General features: G+C 69.3%; 16 protein-coding genes. 2 read left to right on the forward strand and 14 right to left on the reverse strand.

Features of this window, described 5'->3' with window-relative positions; genetic code table 11:
• Positions 1-19: 19 nt before the first annotated feature.
• The 8 genes from LZ686_RS03800 to LZ686_RS03835 all read right to left on the reverse strand — a co-directional run bounded on the left by LZ686_RS03800 (position 20) and on the right by LZ686_RS03835 (position 8,223).
• Complete coding sequence (locus LZ686_RS03800) at positions 20-1,096, reverse strand: FAD-dependent oxidoreductase (RefSeq protein WP_349547028.1); 1,077 nt, start codon at positions 1,094-1,096, stop codon at positions 20-22.
• Positions 1,093-1,827 carry a transcriptional regulator NanR gene (locus tag LZ686_RS03805; RefSeq protein ID WP_349547029.1) on the reverse strand — a complete coding sequence of 245 codons (735 nt, stop codon included), beginning with the start codon at positions 1,825-1,827 and terminating at the stop codon, positions 1,093-1,095. The genes LZ686_RS03800 and LZ686_RS03805 overlap by 4 nt, the downstream gene beginning before the upstream one ends.
• Positions 1,818-3,548, reverse strand: a complete 1,731-nt coding sequence (locus LZ686_RS03810; protein WP_349547030.1) for a D-apionate lactonase family protein — start codon at positions 3,546-3,548, stop codon at positions 1,818-1,820. Before LZ686_RS03810 ends, LZ686_RS03805 begins: the two co-directional genes overlap by 10 nt.
• A complete protein-coding gene (locus LZ686_RS03815) occupies positions 3,545-4,555 on the reverse strand; it encodes a Gfo/Idh/MocA family protein (RefSeq protein WP_349547031.1) in 1,011 nt (336 codons plus the stop codon). The genes LZ686_RS03810 and LZ686_RS03815 overlap by 4 nt, the downstream gene beginning before the upstream one ends.
• On the reverse strand, positions 4,552-5,829 hold the full coding sequence (locus LZ686_RS03820; protein ID WP_349547032.1) for a TRAP transporter large permease: 1,278 nt from the start codon (positions 5,827-5,829) through the stop codon (positions 4,552-4,554). Before LZ686_RS03820 ends, LZ686_RS03815 begins: the two co-directional genes overlap by 4 nt.
• Positions 5,826-6,302: a TRAP transporter small permease gene (locus LZ686_RS03825; protein ID WP_349547033.1), complete on the reverse strand. Its 477-nt coding sequence runs from the start codon at positions 6,300-6,302 to the stop codon at positions 5,826-5,828. The genes LZ686_RS03820 and LZ686_RS03825 overlap by 4 nt, the downstream gene beginning before the upstream one ends.
• A 51-nt stretch (positions 6,303-6,353) precedes the next feature.
• Entirely contained in the window at positions 6,354-7,331 is a 978-nt protein-coding gene (locus tag LZ686_RS03830; protein WP_349547034.1) for a TRAP transporter substrate-binding protein, read from the reverse strand.
• 61 nt (positions 7,332-7,392) lie between these two features.
• Entirely contained in the window at positions 7,393-8,223 is an 831-nt protein-coding gene (locus LZ686_RS03835; protein WP_349547035.1) for a phosphogluconate dehydrogenase C-terminal domain-containing protein, read from the reverse strand.
• A gap of 86 nt (positions 8,224-8,309) precedes the next feature.
• On the opposite strand from LZ686_RS03835, the gene LZ686_RS03840 reads away from it, so the two are divergent.
• Together LZ686_RS03840 and oiaX are read left to right on the forward strand one after the other, a co-directional pair.
• Positions 8,310-9,677, forward strand: coding sequence for a four-carbon acid sugar kinase family protein (locus LZ686_RS03840; protein WP_349547036.1), 1,368 nt, complete (start codon positions 8,310-8,312; stop codon positions 9,675-9,677).
• Positions 9,674-10,915 (forward strand): 3-oxo-isoapionate-4-phosphate decarboxylase OiaX, encoded by a 1,242-nt coding sequence (gene oiaX, locus LZ686_RS03845; RefSeq protein ID WP_349547038.1) that lies wholly within the window; start codon positions 9,674-9,676, stop codon positions 10,913-10,915. The genes LZ686_RS03840 and oiaX overlap by 4 nt, the downstream gene beginning before the upstream one ends.
• On the opposite strand, the gene LZ686_RS03850 is transcribed toward oiaX, so the two are convergent.
• The 6 genes from LZ686_RS03850 to LZ686_RS03875 all read right to left on the reverse strand — a co-directional run bounded on the left by LZ686_RS03850 (position 10,888) and on the right by LZ686_RS03875 (position 17,332).
• On the reverse strand, positions 10,888-12,369 hold the full coding sequence (locus LZ686_RS03850) for a mannitol dehydrogenase family protein (RefSeq protein WP_349547039.1): 1,482 nt from the start codon (positions 12,367-12,369) through the stop codon (positions 10,888-10,890). The two genes, oiaX and LZ686_RS03850, sit on opposite strands and share 28 nt — an antisense overlap.
• A gap of 81 nt (positions 12,370-12,450) precedes the next feature.
• The gene (locus LZ686_RS03855) at positions 12,451-13,221 is read right to left on the reverse strand and encodes an L-iditol 2-dehydrogenase (RefSeq protein ID WP_349547040.1); all 771 of its coding nucleotides are present in this window, start codon (positions 13,219-13,221) and stop codon (positions 12,451-12,453) included.
• On the reverse strand, positions 13,218-14,222 hold the full coding sequence (locus LZ686_RS03860) for an ABC transporter ATP-binding protein (protein WP_045982118.1): 1,005 nt from the start codon (positions 14,220-14,222) through the stop codon (positions 13,218-13,220). Before LZ686_RS03860 ends, LZ686_RS03855 begins: the two co-directional genes overlap by 4 nt.
• A 10-nt stretch (positions 14,223-14,232) precedes the next feature.
• Positions 14,233-15,057: a carbohydrate ABC transporter permease gene (locus LZ686_RS03865; protein WP_045982117.1), complete on the reverse strand. Its 825-nt coding sequence runs from the start codon at positions 15,055-15,057 to the stop codon at positions 14,233-14,235.
• 10 nt (positions 15,058-15,067) lie between these two features.
• Entirely contained in the window at positions 15,068-15,937 is an 870-nt protein-coding gene (locus tag LZ686_RS03870) for a carbohydrate ABC transporter permease (RefSeq protein ID WP_046001028.1), read from the reverse strand.
• A gap of 69 nt (positions 15,938-16,006) precedes the next feature.
• A complete protein-coding gene (locus LZ686_RS03875; protein WP_127898966.1) occupies positions 16,007-17,332 on the reverse strand; it encodes an ABC transporter substrate-binding protein in 1,326 nt (441 codons plus the stop codon).
• Positions 17,333-17,352: the final 20 nt, after the last annotated feature.

Below are 17,352 nucleotides of genomic sequence, written 5' to 3' on the forward strand. Positions count from 1 at the left end.
CCCGACGGCCGTCGACGGGCTAGCCCTTCAGGCGCGCCATGAACCCCCGGTCGATCCGGTCCTTGACCCGCCACAGCCAGCGGCCCTGCAGGACGATGCCGTGCCACTGGGCCAGCGCCTCCTGTCCGCCAAGCGAGATGATCTTTAGATAATCCCGCTGCGGCCGGAACGCCCGGCCGGGGCGGCCCAGGTGCCGCGCGGCCAGGTTCGCCGCCAGCACGGGCGCCTGGCGCACGGCAAAGACACCGGCCTTTGGGCGCGGGGCATGGGTCATGAAGGCACAGTCGCCGGCCGCGAACAGGTCGGGATGGCCAGGCACCTGCAGGCAAGGCCCCACGCAAACAAAGCCCGCCTCGTCCACCGGCAGATCGCGTGCCAGCCAGTCCGGCGCACGTGCGCCGGCGATGCCCAGGGTCAGGGCGCTGTCGATCCGCCGTCCGTCGGCCAGCACCACGTGATCGGCCGCGACCCGATGCACGCGCGCCTCCGTCAGGACCGCGATTCCTGCCCTGTCCAGGGCGCGGCGCAGTAGGGTACGGGCGCGTGGCGTCAAAGCTGCGGCGATGCGGGGCCCGGTCTCGACCAAAGTGACGGGCGCGCGCTGGCGATGGGACAGGGCAAGCGCGATCTCGGCCCCCGCTACGCCGCCGCCGATCACGACCGACGGCAAGCCCCGGTCGGGCAACGGCAGATCGGCGCGCAGCGGCTTGACGGCGAGCGCGTGGTCACGAAACCCCGCGATTTCAGGCATGCCGCCGTGGCTGCCCACATCCAGCGCGGCCTGGGCATAGTCCAGACGCTGCGCCGTGCCGCAGGGCTGCACGGCCGTCACCTGGCGCGCGACCGGGTCGATTCCGGTGATACGCGCGCGCAGAAAACCCGCCCCGTGCCCCGCGGCGAAATCCGCCAGCCCGATGCTCAGCTGGTCGGCGCGGTAATGGCCTGCGATCAGGCCGGGATACATGCCCGAATAGGTCGCGTGCTCGGCCATGTCTACCAGCAGAACGGCCGCCTCCGGCAGCGCGGCCCGCAGCGGCGGCAGCGCCAGCAGATTGGCATGCCCCGCCCCCAACAGCAGGATGGGCGCCCCGCTCACCCCTGGGCGTTCTGATGCGCGTAAAGACCCACCGACCGGTCCAGATGCGCCTGCATCGCGGCGACCGCGCCTTCCGCGTCGCGGGCGGCGATCAGGTCGGTGATGGCCGCGTGCTCGCGCAGGGTGACCTGTTCGTTGCCCGACCAGTGCAGCAGCACGCCGTGATACTGAAACAGCCAGCGCAGCATCGACTGGCTGGTGGCGACCAGGATCGGATTGCCCGAGATCGCCGCGATGCGGGCGTGGAACGCCATGTCCTGGGTGACGAAGCGCGGCGCATCGCCCAGACAGTCGCGCTGCGCCGCGATCAGGGCGCACAGCTCGGCCACGTCGGCCTCTGTCGCGGTCTGGGCGGCCATGCGCACCAGCCCGCATTCGAACATCCGCCGCGCCTGCTTCAGATGGTCCAGCTGGTCGGGTTCCGACGACAGCAGCATCCGCGCCACGTCGTCCACGCGGCTGAGGACGCTGTCGGCGCTCAGCGCGTTGACGCGGCTGCGCTCGCCGTGACTGATGGTGATCAGGCCCATGGTGTGCAGGTGCTGCAGCGCCTCGCGCACGGCGGGGCGGCCGGTGCCGAACCGCTCCATCAGGTCGCGCTCCGAGGGCAGCGGCGCGCCGGGCGGCAGCTCTCCGCTGGCGATCATGTCGCGCAGGCGGTCGAACACCTGGTCGGACAGCTTGCGCCGGACGATTCGGTCGGAAGGGTCGGTCGGTTGCATCATGCCCATGGTTTAGGACGCCCCGCGCCCGCCTGCAAATCCGGCGCGTCGTCCTGATCCCAGCCCCAGGGCGCCAGCCCCGCCCGCGCATCGGGCGTCAGGTTCGCGCGCAGGACGCGCCCGCCCAGATGCAGCCGCGCCAGATCGCCCCACTGCGCGTCATGCACGCGCGCACCGGCCAGCACCGCCAGCGCGGCCACGACCCCCGCCACCGGGCGCGGACGGCCGTCCGCCGCGAAGAGGCCGCGCGGGCCAAGGACCTCGGCCGGGGTCCACACCGCCAGGCCCGCAGGCGCGATGGCCGCGGCCAGCCCACAGGCCCAGGCCGCCGCGAAGCCGGTGTCCTGGCGCGGATCGTCATCGGTCATGCAGACGCGCCCGCGCCCCGGATTGGGGATGGTGCGGCTGCCATAGGGGTTGTGGCGCATGGCGATGGTCGAGGGCCCCAGCCAATAGTCCGCATCCCCTGCAAGGGCGCGCCCCGAGGCCAGGATATGCGGCACCGTCTCCAGCACCTCGACCACCGACAGATCGTCGGCGGCATGCACGATGGGACACAGCCCATGCGTCACGACCGCCACCCCCGGCGGCGGTGGCTTGCGGTTCAGTTCGGGAAAGAAGGTGGCCACGCCCCCGCCCACCGGGTGCCCCGCGAAGGCCGCGCGCGCCGCCGCATGGACCTGCGCCAGGGGCGCGCAGGGCGGCCAGTCCGACCCCGGCGGCGTCGATTGCCGGTCGGGTCGGGCATGGACCAGCACCGTGGCCGCGACCAGCCCCGATGCCGCCAGCGCCGCGGCATGGCGGGCGAATTCCTCCTGCGGGTCGACCTGAGGGTCGCACAGCGCCAGCAGCGCCAGATCATAGGCCGGGCCGGGCAACGCCGCCTGCAGCGCGGCAAAACCGGCCAGGTCGCGCGCGATGTTACCCGCCGCATCCAGATGGCACAGCAGGCGCTGCGCCCCGATCGCGGCCAGATCCTGCGGCGCGCGGGCCAGATGCGCCGCATCCGCCCCGGTCAGGGCCAGGGCCGTCTGCGGAAAGCTCGTCTTTGCCACCCGGGTCTGCGGGCCGGGGACCGGGGCCATGGGCGCGGCCGGGGACCAGCGGATAGTGACCGTCTGAGTGGTCTCACCCTCCAGACGATAGGGCCAGGGCTGCGCCAGGGGGCGGTTGTAGGTCTTGAATGAGGCATCGCCCCATTGGCGCTGATCCTCCATCTCGAAGATGTCGCCGTCGAAGCGGCAATGGACGCGCCAGCCGCCTGCCTGATGGGTCAGGCCGGTGATCTCCATGAAGGGCTGCCACGGCGCGATCAGCGCCGGAAACCGCGCCTGCTCCGGCGGGCCGTCCGCATGGTCGACCGTGACCGGCGCCCCCGCGACACCGGTGATCGGATGCAGCAGCGTGAAGCCGGTGCGGTTCGTCCAGACCTGCCCCTCAGCCCCAATCACCGCCCGCGCGGTCAATCCGTCGGGCGTCAGATCGACCGTCAGCGCGGCGCGCACGCTGCCCGTGCCCATGTCATACCGCGCCGTCCAGGTGATGCGCGGGCCGTCTGGCCCGTCGGACAGGCGCAGATCGTCGATGCGGGGCGCGACGGTGCCCCAATCGCGGTCACGGACCAGGAAGGACAGGCCGCGGATCGCCTCGACCCCGTCCAGATGCAGGTGGCGCAGGCGGTCACCCTCCAGCACCAGCCGCGCCGGCCCGCAGGAGAGCGTCCGCGTCACGGCCGGACCCGGCTGCCGTTCCGGGCCGAGGCATAGGCGGCCTCGACCAGGGCCAGCGTGGCCAGGTTGTCGCGCCCCGAGGTCTCGGGCACCCGGCCCTCGTGCAGGCAGGCCACGAAGTCCTGCTGGATCAGCGCGACGCTTTCCTGGATGTTGTGCCAGGGCCGTTCGGCCCAGGGCAGCAGCGAGGGCGAGACGTCGCGCACCTGCCGGTCGCCGCCGCGGTCGACGACCAGCCGGTATCCGGCCTCCAGCCGCAGCGTGCCCTCGGTGCCGTCGATCTCGATCAGGGTCTGGGGAAAGGTCTCCTCCCGCCGCGTCGCATAGGAACAGTCCACGACCGAGGTGACCCCGCCTGCGTGATCCATCAGGATCGTCGCCACGTCCTCTCCGCGGATCGCGGGGTTGATGCGCGCGGTGCTGGCCGACAGGCGATCCACCTCTCCGAAGAGGGCGCGGGCGATGTCCAGGATATGGATGCCCAGATCCTGGATGATGAAGCGCGGATCGGTCGCCAGATAGGGCTGCCCCGAGAAGACGTCATAGCCCGACCGGAAGCTGACCCGCCCGAAGAAGGGCCGGCCCACCGCCCCCTCGCGCAGCGCGGCCAGCACGGCGCGGATCGGCGACTGCCAGCGGAAGTTCTCGTGCACCATCAGGACGCGGCCCGCGCGATCCATCGCGTCGACCATGGCGCGGGCATCCTCCAGCGTCTCGGCGAAGGGCTTCTGGCAGATGGCGTGCAGGCCGGCCTCGGCCGCCGCCATCACCAGCGGGCGGTGCGAGGGCAGGGTCGTGGCGATGTCGACCACGTCCAGATCCGCCTCGCGCATCATCCGCGCCGCGTCGTCAAAGCGCTGCGCGATGCCGAAGCGCGCGCCCATCGCGGCCAGCCGGTCCGGGTCGCGGTCGCAGATCGCGGTGACGCAGGCCCCTTCGGCATCGGCCCAGCCCTGCATCTGGTTCACCGCGAAGAAGCCGCAGCCGATCAGTCCGACCTTGATCATGGCATCATCCACCAGCCCAGCCCCAGGGAGATGGCGGGAACATAGGTGATCGCCGCCAGCATCACCAGAACCGTGGCGATGGGCCAGACCAGCGACCGGAACAGCGCCTGCACCGGAACCTTCGCCACGGCGGCTGCCGCAAAGAGGTTCACCCCCAGGGGCGGCGTGATCATGCCCAGCGCCAGGTTCACCACGATGACGATGCCGAAATGCACCGGGTCGATGCCGAAGCTGATCGCCACCGGCGTCAGGATCGGGGCCAGCACCAGGATCGCGGCGCTGGTCTCGATGAACATGCCCACGACCAGCAGCAGCAGGTTGACGCCCAGAAGGAAGGTCAGCGCGCTGCCGAAATTCTCCTGGGCCCAGGTGCCGACGGCGCCGGGCAGGCCCGACAGGCTGATCAGGAAGCTGAACAGCGCCGCCGCCGAGATGATCAGCATGACCGCCCCGGACGACACCGCCGCCGCGCGGAAGATGCCCGGCAGGTCCGACCAGGACAGCTCGCGATAGACGAAGATCGACAGGATCAGCGCATAGATGACCGACACGGCGGCGGCCTCGGTCGGCGTGAAGACGCCGCCATAGATGCCGCCCACGATGATGATCGGCATCATCAGCGCCCCGAAGGCGCGGCGCGCGGCGGGCAGGATGGCCTGGCGGCCCTCGCCGTCCCGCTTGCCGTGGCCCTTCACCCGGCACCAGATCTGGACCATCACGACCAGCGCGGCGGCGATCATCAGCCCTGGCACCATGCCCGCCAGGAACAGCCGCGTGATCGAGGTCTCGGTCGAGACCGCATAGAGGATCAGCGGCACCGAGGGCGGGATGATCACGCCAAGTTCGGCGGATGACGCCTGGATCGCGCCGGCCATGCCCACCGGATAGCCGTGGCGCAGCATCGCCGGGATCAGGATCGAGCCGACCGCGAAGGTCGTGGCCACCGACGACCCCGAGATGGCCGCGAACAGCATGCAGGTCAGCACGCAGCTGCTGGCCAGACCGCCCTGGATGTTGCCGACCATGGATTTCACCAGATCGACCAGCCGGGCCGAAATACCCCCCTGGGTCATGATCGCGCCCGCCAGGATGAAGAACGGCACCGCCATCAGCGGAAAGCTGTCCAGCCCGGTGAACATCTTCTGCGGCACGACCAGCAGCGGCAGGTTCGAGAAGAAGTGGATCGCGATGATCGAAGCCAGCGCGATGGACACCGCCACCGGCACGGACAGCGCGAAAAGGCCCACCAAGCCTGCGGCAAGAGCGGCGTTCACGGACGTTCCCTTTCCTGTTCGACATGGCGCAGCAGCACGCCCGGAATGGCCATCAGCGCGCCCAGGGGGATCGCCGCATAGAACCAGCTCATCGAGGTGCCCAGCATCGCCACCCGCTGCGCCTGCACCCGCAGCGTCATGGACCAGCCCTGCCAGACCAGCACCGCCAGCAGGGTCAGCGTCAGCAGCGTGACCAGCCGGATCACCCAGATCTGCGCGCGGGCGGGCAGCAGCCCGCGGATGAAGTCGATGGGGATCATCGCGCCAAGACGGAAGCCCGCCGCCGCGACCAGCAGCGTGGACCAGATGATCAGCCCGCGGGCCAGGATCTCGGACCAGCCTGCGGCATGGCCCAGGCCGAAGCGCGTGACGACCTGGAAGAAGACCAGCCCCGTCGCCACCGCCAGCAGCAGCGCGGCCAGGTTGTGGGCCAGCCGGACGACGCCCTCGGCCCAGGCTTCGACATGTCTCATGATGGTGTCCCCGTTCGCAAGACGGGGCCGCGGACGGCCCCGCCGGACGCCCTAGTCCTGCGCCGCGCGGATGCGCGCGATCAGCTCGGGCGCATAGCGGTCGGCGAACTCGTCATAGGCGGGCTGAACCGCGGCGGCGAAGGCGGCCTTGTCGATGCCGTCGATCACCTCCATCCCGTTCTCGCGCATCAGGGCGATGCCCGATTCCTCGTTCGCGGCGACGGTCTGGCGCGATGCGGCGGCGGCGGCCTGGGCGGCCTCCACGAACCAGCCCTGCTGCTCCTCGGTAAGGCCGTCCCAGTGGATGGCGGACATGGCCACCACGGCGGGCGAATAGACATGGCCCGTCAGGGTGATGTTGTCCTGGATCTCCCACATGTTGTTGGCGGTGACGATGGGAATGGGGTTCTCCTGCCCGTCGATGGTGCCCTGCTGCAGCGAGGTCAGCACCTCGGTCCAGCTCATCGGCGTGGGGGCCGCCCCGGCGGCGCGGAAGGCCGCGATATGGACCTCGTTCTCCATCGTGCGCAGCTTCAGCCCGGCCAGGTCGGCCGGCTCGCGGATCGGACGGACCGAGTTGGTGATGTGGCGGAACCCGTTCTCGGCCCAGGCCAGGCCCACGATGCCGTGCGGCTGGAAGCTGGCCAGCAGCTCCTGCCCGATCTCTCCGTCCAGGACCGCGTGCGCGCTGGCGTAGTCATTGAACAGGAACGGGAAATCCAACGCATAGACCTCGGGGACGAAATTGCCGATGGGTCCGGTCGAGGAAATCGCCAGCTCGACCGTGCCGATCTGCATCCCCTCGATCACGTCGCGTTCGCCGCCCAGGGCGCCCGCCGGGCGCAGCGCGATCTCGAAGGCGCCGTCCGAGCGTTCCGCGATGGTCTCGGCAAAGGCGCGGGCCGCGTCGCCGTAATGGCTGTCGGCGGGCGGGGTGAAGGCCAGGTTCATCACCTTGGCCTGGGCCAGCGCCGGTCCCGCGCCCAGCAGCATGGCCAGCATCGACGCGGCGGTCATCATCTTGGTCATCGAAGGTCTCCTCCCTTGTGTTGGTGATCGCGGCGGACGCTCCCCCGCCCGCCGCGCGATGTCAGGTGATGCGGTGGATGCTGGCCTCGACCTCGTCCCAGTCGAAGACGCGCTTCCAGTCGTCGCGCATCAGCATCGGCTTGCCGAACTCGATCGCCTTGTTGCAGGCGTCCGAGAAGGCGCCCTCGCGCTCGTTGAACAGCACCGCGCCCAGGATGTTCATGTGGCCCAGCAGAAAGTCGCGGGCACAGTCGTGGCTGACGCCGCTGCGCGCGACGCATTCGTCCAGCGCCTCGCGCATCACCGCCAGCAGCGAGGCGCAGACCGTCTCGGACAGGCCCGGCTCCAGCATGGCCATCTGCTTGACGGTCACCTCATGGCTGCGGGCGACGGGGGCATAGATCGCGCGGGCGATGCTGTCGCCCAGGGCGTAATGCGCGCGCGGGCCCTGCATCAGCGCGTTGACCACGCCCTGCTTGGCCGCGACGCCCCCGAAATGGTCGGCCCGGCCCTCGGGCGTGTCCTCGTCGTTCCAGATTGGCGGGTGGCAAGGGTGGGTCACGAAATAGGTGATGTCGGCCCGTTCGGGCAGATGGCCCGCAAAGGGCGCGGCCGCGTCCAGCACCACGACCATCGTGCCCGGCGCCAGCTGCGGCACGACCGCGCCCGCAACCTTGCCGATCACCGTGTCCGGCACCGCCAGGATCACCACCTCGGCCCCCGCCAGCGCCGCCTCCTGCGGGACGCAGTCCAGCCCCGTCTCGGCCTTCAGCCGGGCCTGTCCGGCGGGGCTGACCTCGACATGGGCCACCTCGAAATCGGTCCGGGCCAGGTTCGTCGCCAGACGCACCCCCATCTTTCCGCCCGCCCCCAGCAGCGCCACCTTGGTCATCTCGGTCTCCTCCGGCCTTCGGGAATCACTTGCCTAACTGGTATGATGAGGTGATAATTATTCCGTGACGTCAAGAGGGGATGCGAATGACCGATCTGCGGCTGGCCTGGCTGGGCGACGACTTCACCGGCGCCGCCGCGGTGATGGAGGTGCTGACGTTCGCCGGCCTGCCATCGGTCCTGTTCACCGAACCGCCCTCCAGTGCGCTCATGGCGCGGTTCGCGGATTGCGCGGCAGTGGGGCTGGCCACGACCGCCCGCGCGCAGGGACCGGCCTGGATGGCCGAACACCTGCCGCCGCTCTTCGCCGCGCTGGACGCGCTGCAGCCGCAGATCCTGCATTACAAGATCTGCTCGACCTTCGACTCGGCGCCGCATCTGGGCTCGATCGGCGCGGCCATCGCGGCGGGGCTGTCGGTGCGCCCGTCCCGGGCCGTGCCCCTGCTGACCGCCGCCCCCGCGATGCGCCGCTATCAGGCATTCGGGCATCTCTTCGCGGGCAGCCCGCAGGGGGTGTTCCGGCTGGACCGGCACCCGGTCATGGCGCACCACCCCGCGACGCCCATGGCCGAATCCGACCTGCTGGCCCATCTGGCCGGGCAGACCGACCTGCCCGGCGCGCTGATCGACTTGGAGGCGCTGGCCACGGACCCGCAGGCCCGGCTGGAGGAGGCACTGACCCAGGGCGCGCGCATCCTGTCCATCGACAGCATGGACCCGGCATCCGAGGCCGCGGCGGGCGCGCTGATCTGGCGGAACCGCGCGCGGATGGGCCTTGTCGCGGGCAGCCAGGGGGTCGAATACGCGCTGGTGCGCCACTGGCAGCAGACGGGCGCCCTGCCCGCGCCGCCCCCGCCCGCCTCGGCCGGGCGCGTGGCGCGGATCGCGGCGGTGTCGGGCTCGGTGTCGCCGGTGACGGCGGCGCAGCTGGAGTGGGCTGGGCGGCACGGATTTGCGCTGCTGCCCTTCGACGCGCGCGCCGCCTGCGGGTCCGAGGCCGATCTGGCGGCGGAGGTCGCGCGGCTGACCACCGCCGCCTTGCGCGCCGCAAGTGACGGCGCCAGCCCGCTGAGCCATTCGGCGGCGGGCCATGACGGCGCACAGGTCGGCGCGTTCCGCCACGCGCTGGCCGCCTCCGGCATGGCGCCCGAAACCGCCACCCGGCGCATCGGAGAGGGGCTGGGCCGCATCCTGGACGGGGTGCTGCGCGGGTCGGGCATCCGCCGCGCGGTGATTTCGGGGGGCGACACCTCGGGCCATGCGATGCGGCAGCTGGGCCTGACGGCCCTGACCGCGCTGGCCCCCACCATCCCCGGCGCGGCGCTGTGCCGGGCTTATGGAGACGGCCCGCATGACGGGCTGGAGATCGCGTTGAAGGGCGGGCAGATGGGCTCGACCGATTATTTCGGCTGGATCCGCGACGGCGGCGGCCCCCGACATCAGGAGCAGCCATGATCCGCGTCACCTATCTGCTGGAGACCCCGGGCGACCCGCGCGCCATGGCCGAGACGATCGCGGCCGACCAGTCCACCGGCACCTTCACCGACCTGCCCGGAGAGACCGACGCCCTGCGCGCCCGCCACGCCGCCCGGGTCGAGGACGTGACCCTGCTGGAGCCCCTGCCCCAGCCCTCGCTGCCCGAAGGCTCGGGGCCGGTGCGGCGCGCCCGCGCGACCATCGCCTTTTCGCCCGACAGCATCGGCGGCGACATCGCGGCGCTGCTGACGGTCACCACGGGGGGCCTCTTCGCGGCGCGCGGCCTGACCGGCATGCGGGTGCTGGATTTTGACCTGACGCCCGATTTCGCGGCCCATCCGGGCCCGCAATTCGGCATCGAAGGCTCTCGCCGCCTGACCGGGGTCGCAGAAGGGCCGATCATCGCGTCGATCATCAAGCCCTCGCTTGGCCTGACCCCCGATCAGACGGCCGAGGTCGTGCGCGCGCTGTGCGAGGCCGGGGTCGATTTCATCAAGGACGACGAAAAGATGATGTCGCCCGCCTATTCCCCCTTCGAGGCGCGGGTCGATGCCGTCATGGCGGTGATCCGCGATCACGAACAGCGGACGGGCAAGCGGGTGATGTATGCCTTTGGCCTGTCATCCGCGGACCCGGACGTGATGATGCGACGCCACGATCACGTCGTGGCACGGGGCGGCAATGCGGCGGTGGTGAACATCAATTCGATCGGGCCGGGGGCGATGGCCTTCCTGCGAAAGCGGTCGGCGTTGTGCCTGCATGCGCATCGCAACGGGTGGGACCTGCTGACGCGCCATCCGGGCCTGGGCTTCGACTTTCGCGCCTGGCAGAAGATCTGGCGTCTTCTGGGCGTCGATCAGTTCCAGATCAACGGCATCGGCGCAAAATACTGGGAGGGCGACGACAGCTTCGTGCGGTCCTTTGCGGACGTCACGACGCCGATCTTCTCGGAGGCGGACCGGGCGCTGCCGGTGGTCTGTTCGGGGCAATGGGGCGGCCAGGCGTTCCAGACCTGGGCGCGCACGGGCGGCACGCTGGACCTGATGTATCTGGGCGGCGGCGGCATCCACGGTCATCCGAACGGACCGGCCGCGGGGGTGCGCGCCATTCGCCATGCCTGGGCCGCGGCCGGCGCGGGCCTGACGCCCGCCCAGGCCGCAGCCGATTGCCCTGACCTGGCCGCCAGTTTTCAGCGGTGGGGCATGCCCGCGACATAGGCCGCCAGCGTCGCCCGCACCCCGTCCCGGCGCAACGCGGCCAGCGCGTCGCCGAAGGCCGCGACCAAGGGCGCGGACCCCGCCAGATCGCCAAAGATCGCGTGCTGGGACAGGAACGCCTGCGGATCGTCCTTTGCCGCCAGCGCATGGTCGCGCAGCGTCGCATGGGCGTCGTCATTGGGTGCGATCGGCGCGCCCGCCTCGGTCGTGCCTTCGCAATAGCGGCACCACAGCGCCAGCTCCAGGGCCAGCCCGCCGATGGGCGCGCCCGCCGTCAGCCGGTCGCGCAGCGTCGGCAGGATGAATTTCGGTTGGCGGTTCGACCCGTCCAGGCACAGGCGCGGAATGGTGTCGCCGATTTCCGGGTTCGAGAAGCGGCTGACGATCAGCGCCAGGTATTCGTCATAGCTGACGCCCGGAATGGGCTGCAGGGTCGGGATGATCTCGCGCGTCTCCAGCGCGCGCAGCCAGGCGGCGATGTCCCCGTCCGCCATCGCGTCATGCACGAAGTGATGCCCCAGCAGCGCCGAGGCATAGGCGATGGCCGCATGACCGCCGTTCAGGATGCGCAGCTTCATCAGCTCGTGGCGGCTGACATCCGCGACGAATTCGGCGCCCACGGCCTCCAGCGCGGGGCGGCCTTGGGGGAAGTTGTCCTCCAGCACCCATTGGCGGAAGGGCTCGCAGACGACGGGGGCGGCGTCCTGGATGCCGAAGCGGTCGCGGACCAGGGCGCGCTCGCGGTCGCTGGTCGCCGGGGTGATGCAATCGACCATGCTGTTCGGAAAGGCCACGTTGGCCTGAACCCAGTCGGCCAGCGCGGGGTCCTGCGCGCGGGCCAGCCCCGTCAGGGTGCGCGCGCAGACATGGCCGTTTTCCGGCAGGTTGTCGCAGGACAGGACGGTGAAGGGCGCATGCCCCGCCGCGCGCCGCGCCCGCAGCGCAGCCAGGATCATGCCGAACACGGTGCGCGGCGCATCCGGCGCGCTTGCGTCATGGACCATGTCGGGGTGACCGGCATCGAAGCCGTCGGTCTTGGCGTCGACGTAATAACCGCCCTCGGTGATGGTCAGCGAGACGATGCGGATCGCCGGATCGGCCATCGCGGCGATGGTGGCGGCGGGGTCCACGGCCACGAAATCGACCATCGAGCCCAGCACCTGTGCGGACAGGCCCGCGGGGTCCAGCTCGACCAGCGTGGTCAGCCAGTCCTGGGCGGCCAGCCGCTCACGCATCGCGGCATCGCCCGGGCGCACGCCCGCGCCGATCAGCGCCCAAGTCTGGTCGCGGCCTTGGGCGAACAGCCGGTCCAGATACCAGGCCATATGCGCGCGGTGAAAATTGCCCACGCCCACATGTAGGATGCCCGCCGTCAGGGCGCTGCGGTCATAGGCGGGGCGTGCCACGGTGTCGGGCAGCCCGGCCAGCGCGGATTGAGTCAGTTGGATGGCCATGATCGGACCTTTCGTCAAATCGCCCCGTGGCCGCGGCGCAGGATGCGCGCGGGGGGCCGGGAATTGCAGGGGGTGCGGCAGTCAGCTGAGCCAGTTGCCGCCGTCGACATTGTAGGTCTGGGCCACGATGTAGTCGGCCCCGTCGGATGCCAGGAACACCGCCATGCCGGTCAGGTCGGCCGCAGTGCCCATGCGGCCGAAGGGGACGGCGGCGCCGACCTCGGCCTTTTTCTGGCCGGGGGCCTTGCCTTCGTATTTCGCGAAGAACGCGTCCACGCCGTCCCAATGTTCGCCGTCGACGACGCCGGGCGCGATGGCATTCACGTTGATGCCGTGGGCGATCAGGTTCAGGCCCGCCGATTGCGTCAGGCTGATCACCGCGGCCTTGCTGGCGCAATAGACCGCGACCAGCGCCTCGCCCCGGCGGCCGGCCTGGGACGCCATGTTGATGATCCGCCCGCCCTTACCGCGCGCGATCATGGACCGCGCGACGGCCTGCATCATGAACAGCGTGCCCGACACGTTGACCGCCATGATGCGGTCGTAATCGGGGCGGGTGATCTCGGCGATGGGGGCGGCGGTGAACAGGGCCGCGTTGTTGATCAGGATGTCGATGCCGCCAAACTGCTGTTCCACGGAGGCCACGCAGGCGTCGATGCTGGCCTGATCGGTCACGTCCAGCGCCACCGCGATGGCACCCTCGCCCAGACCCGCGGCCGCCGCGCGGGCGGCCTCCAGATTGATGTCGCAGATGGCGACGCGCGCGCCCTGATCCAGATAGGCGCGGGCGAATGCCAGCCCGATGCCGCGCGCGGCCCCGGTGATCAGGGCGGTCTTTTCCGACAGCATCATGCCACCCGCGCCCCCGTGGCATCAAAACGGTGCATCTGCGCGTCGTCCGGGGTCAGCCAGACGGTGTCGCCGTGATGCAGGTCGATGTTGCCGCCCGCACGCACCGTGATGGTGTCGGCCAGACCCGTGTCCTCGACATAGAAGAACGTGTCCGATCCCAGATGCTCGCTGACGCCGACGCGCCCGCGCCACTTGCCGTGATCGGGCGACACCGCGATGTGTTCGGGCCGGATGCCGATGGTGTGGGCACCGTATTCCGCGGCCGCCGCCCCGTCGATCAGGTTCATCTTGGGGCTGCCGATGAAGCCCGCGACGAACAGGTTCCTGGGCGCGCGGTACAGCTCCATCGGGCTGCCCACCTGTTCGATGTTGCCGGCGCGCAGGACCACGATCTTGTCGGCCATGGTCATCGCCTCGACCTGGTCATGGGTGACGTAGATCATCGTGGTCTTCAGGCGGTTGTGCAGCTCGCTGATCTCAAGGCGCATGCCGACGCGCAGGGCGGCGTCCAGGTTCGACAGCGGCTCGTCGAACAGGAACGCGGCCGGTTCGCGCACGATCGCCCGCCCGATGGCCACGCGCTGGCGCTGGCCGCCCGACAGCTGGCCCGGCTTGCGGTCCAGGTAATCGGTCAGGTTCAGCGCCTTGGCGGCCGCCGTGATGCGGCGGTCCTGTTCGTCCTGCGGCACACCCGCCATGCGCATCGGAAAGGCGATGTTCTTTCTGACCGACATGTGCGGGTACAGCGCATAGGACTGAAACACCATCGCCAGGCCGCGCTTGGCCGGGGGCGTGTCGGTGGCATCCTTGCCGTCGATCAGGATGCGCCCGCCCGACGTGTCCTCCAGCCCCGCGATCAGGCGCAGAAGGGTGGATTTCCCGCAGCCCGAGGGGCCGACGAAGACCACGAACTCTCCGTCGTTGATGTCCAGGTTCAGGGGCGGGATGACCTCGACGTCTCCGAACCGCTTGGTCACTGCTTCAAGGGTAATGCGTCCCATGATGGTCCCCTTATTTCACCGCGCCGAAGGTCAGGCCGCGGACAAGTTGTTTCTGGCTGAACCAGCCCATGATCAGGATCGGCGCGATGGCCATGACGGAGGCCGCCGAGAGTTTCGCCCAGAATAGCCCCTGCGGGCTGGAGAAGCTGGCGATGAAGGCCGACAAGGGCGCGGCGTTGGTGGTGGTCAGCTGGATGGTCCAGAACGCCTCGTTCCAGGCCAGGATAACGTTCAGCAGCATGGTCGACGCGATGCCCGGCACCGCCATGGGCGTCAGCACGTACAGGATCTCGTCCTTGAGCGTGGCGCCGTCCATGCGCGCGGCCTCCAGGATCTCTCCGGGGATCTCGCGGAAATAGGTGTAGAGCATCCAGACCACGATCGGCAGGTTGATCAGCATCAGCATGACCGTCAGGCCGATCCGCGTGTCCATCAGCCCGGTGCGCAGGAAGATCAGATAGATCGGCACCAGCACCGCGACCGCGGGCATCATCTTTGTGGACAGCATCCACATCAGGATGTCCTTGGTGTGCTTGGTGGGAGAGAACGCCATAGCCCAGGCCGCCGGGATCGCGACGATCAGCGCCAGGATGGTCGAACCCACCGCCAGGATCACCGAATTGGTGAAGGGCTTCCAGTAGTTGTTCTGGGTCTGCACCGCCTCGAAGCTGGACAGGGTGAAGGACGGGATCAGGCTGAAGCCCGAAATGGCCTCCTGTTCCGTCTTGAGGCTGGTGATGATCGTGTAGAGGATCGGGAAGAAGATCACCAAGGCCACGATCCAAGCGGCAATGGTATAGCCGACCTTGGTGCGGGTGCTTACTGCGCGTGCCATGGGATGCTCCTCAATCCAGGTTCTTGCCGACGGCGCGCATCAGGAAGAACGCGACGATGTTGGCCAGGATGACCGCGATGATGCCGCCCGCGGCCGCACCGCCGATGTCGAAGTTCAGACGGGCCGCGCGATAGATCAGATAGGTCAGGTTCGTGCTGGCATTGCCCGGACCGCCATTGGTGGTCACCAGGATCTCGGCATAGATGCCCAAAAGGAAGATGGTCTGGATCAGCACCACGACGGTGATGGCGCGTGCCATGTGCGGCAGGGTCAGGTGGATGAACCGGCTGACGGCGCCCGCGCCGTCCATCTCGGCCGCCTCCATCTGTTCGCCGTCCAGCGATTGCAGGGCGGTCAGCAGGATCAGCGTCGCGAAGGGCAGCCATTGCCAGGCCACGATGATGATGATCGAGGTCAGCGGATATTGCGCGAACCAGTCCACCGGCTGCACGCCGATGGCGCGCGCGATGTCGGCAAAGACCCCATAGGACGGGTGCATGATCATGTTCTTCCAGATCAGCGCGGCCACCGGCGGCATCACGAAGAACGGAGAGATGATCAGGATCCGCACGATCCCCTGCCCGAAGATCGGCTTGTCGATCAGCAGGGCGATCGCGATGCCGCCGATGACGGTGATCGCCAGCACGCCCAGCACCAGGGCCAGCGTGTTCCAGATCGCGTCGAAGAAGGCCGGATCGGTGTAGAAATACTGATAGTTGAACCACCCTGCCCAGCTGACGGAGGCCGGGTTCAGCAGGTTGTAATTCAGGAACGAGTAGTAAAGCGTCATCCCCAACGGGACGATCATCCAGATCAGCAGCAGGATGATGGCAGGTGCGCGCATCAGGCGCGCAAGACTTGCGGTCTGGCGGGTGGCCATGGCTTGCGTCCTTTTGGGGGAAAGCGGGGGTGCGCCGCCCCGCATGTCGGGGGCGGCGCGGGTCGCGGCTTATTTGGGATAGCCCGCGCGCGCCATTTCACGGGCGGTGCTGGACTGCGCCGCCGCAAGGGCGTCCTCGGCCGACATCTGGCCTGCCAGCGCCGCCGAGAAGGTCTGTCCGACCGCCGTGCCGATGCCCTGGAATTCCGGGATCGCGACGAACTGGCCGCCGGTATAGGGAATGTCCTGGACCGACGATTTCTGCGTGTCGGCGGCGTTGATCGATTCCAGCGTCATCGCCGCGAACGGAGCCTCGGCCTGATAGTCGGGGTTCTCGTACAGCGACGTGCGCGTGCCCGGAGGTGCGGCGCGCCAGCCCTCGGCCTCGGCCACCATGTTGGTGTATTCCTGGCTGGTCGCCCAGGCCACGAAGGTCTTGGCCGCGTCCTGCTTCTGGCTGGAGGCCGGGATGGCCAGGTTCCACGCCCACAGCCAGTTGCCGTGGTTGTCGACGCCTTCCTTGTTGGGGAACTGCGCAAAGCCCACGCTGTCCGCGACGGTCGAATCCTCGGGGTCGGTCACGAAGCTTGCGGCGACGGTCGCGTCGATCCACATGCCGCACTTGCCCTGCTGGAACAGCGACAGGTTCTCGTTGAAGCCGTTCGACGACGCGCCCGGAGGTCCGTATTCGTTCATCAGCGTCAGATAGTCGGTCAGCGTCGCCTGCCATTCGGGGCTGTCGAACTGGGGCGCCCATTCCATGTCGAACCAGCGCGCGCCATAGCTGTTGGCCATGGCGGTCAGGAAGGCCATGTTCTCGCCCCAGCCCGGCTTGCCGCGCAGGCAGATGCCATAGACCTCGTTCTCCTTGTCCGTCATCGCCTTGGCGGCGGCGGTGATGTCGGTCCAGGTCGGGTTGTCGGGAATGGTCACGCCCGCAGCCTCGGCCAAGTCGGTGCGGTACATCACCATTGCCGATTCGGCATAGAACGGCGCGGCGTACAGCGTGTCGTTCACCGACAGGGCGGCGCGCACGGCGGGGACCAGGTCGTCCACGTTGTAGCTTTCGGGAAGGTCGTCCAGGGGCGTCAGCCAGTCCTGCGCCGCCCAGATCGGAACCTCGTAGGTGCCGATGGTCAGCACGTCATACTGCCCGCCGCTGGTGGCGATGTCGGTGGTGACGCGCTCGCGCAGGATGTTCTCCTCCAGCGTGACCCATTCCAGCTGGATGTTCGGGTTCGCCTCGGTGAAGGGCGCGGTCATCTGCTGCATGCGGATCATGTCGCCGTTGTTCACGGTCGCGATCGTCAGGGTCACGTTGTCCTGCGCGGCGGCCATGCTGCCGACGGCGCACAGGGCCGTAGCGCCCAGAAGGGCGCGGAATGTCGTGGTCATGTAGTCCTCCCTTGGCAGTT

This window comes from Paracoccus sp. NFXS7 (genome assembly GCF_040148865.1).
GTDB classification, from domain to species: domain Bacteria; phylum Pseudomonadota; class Alphaproteobacteria; order Rhodobacterales; family Rhodobacteraceae; genus Paracoccus; species Paracoccus marcusii.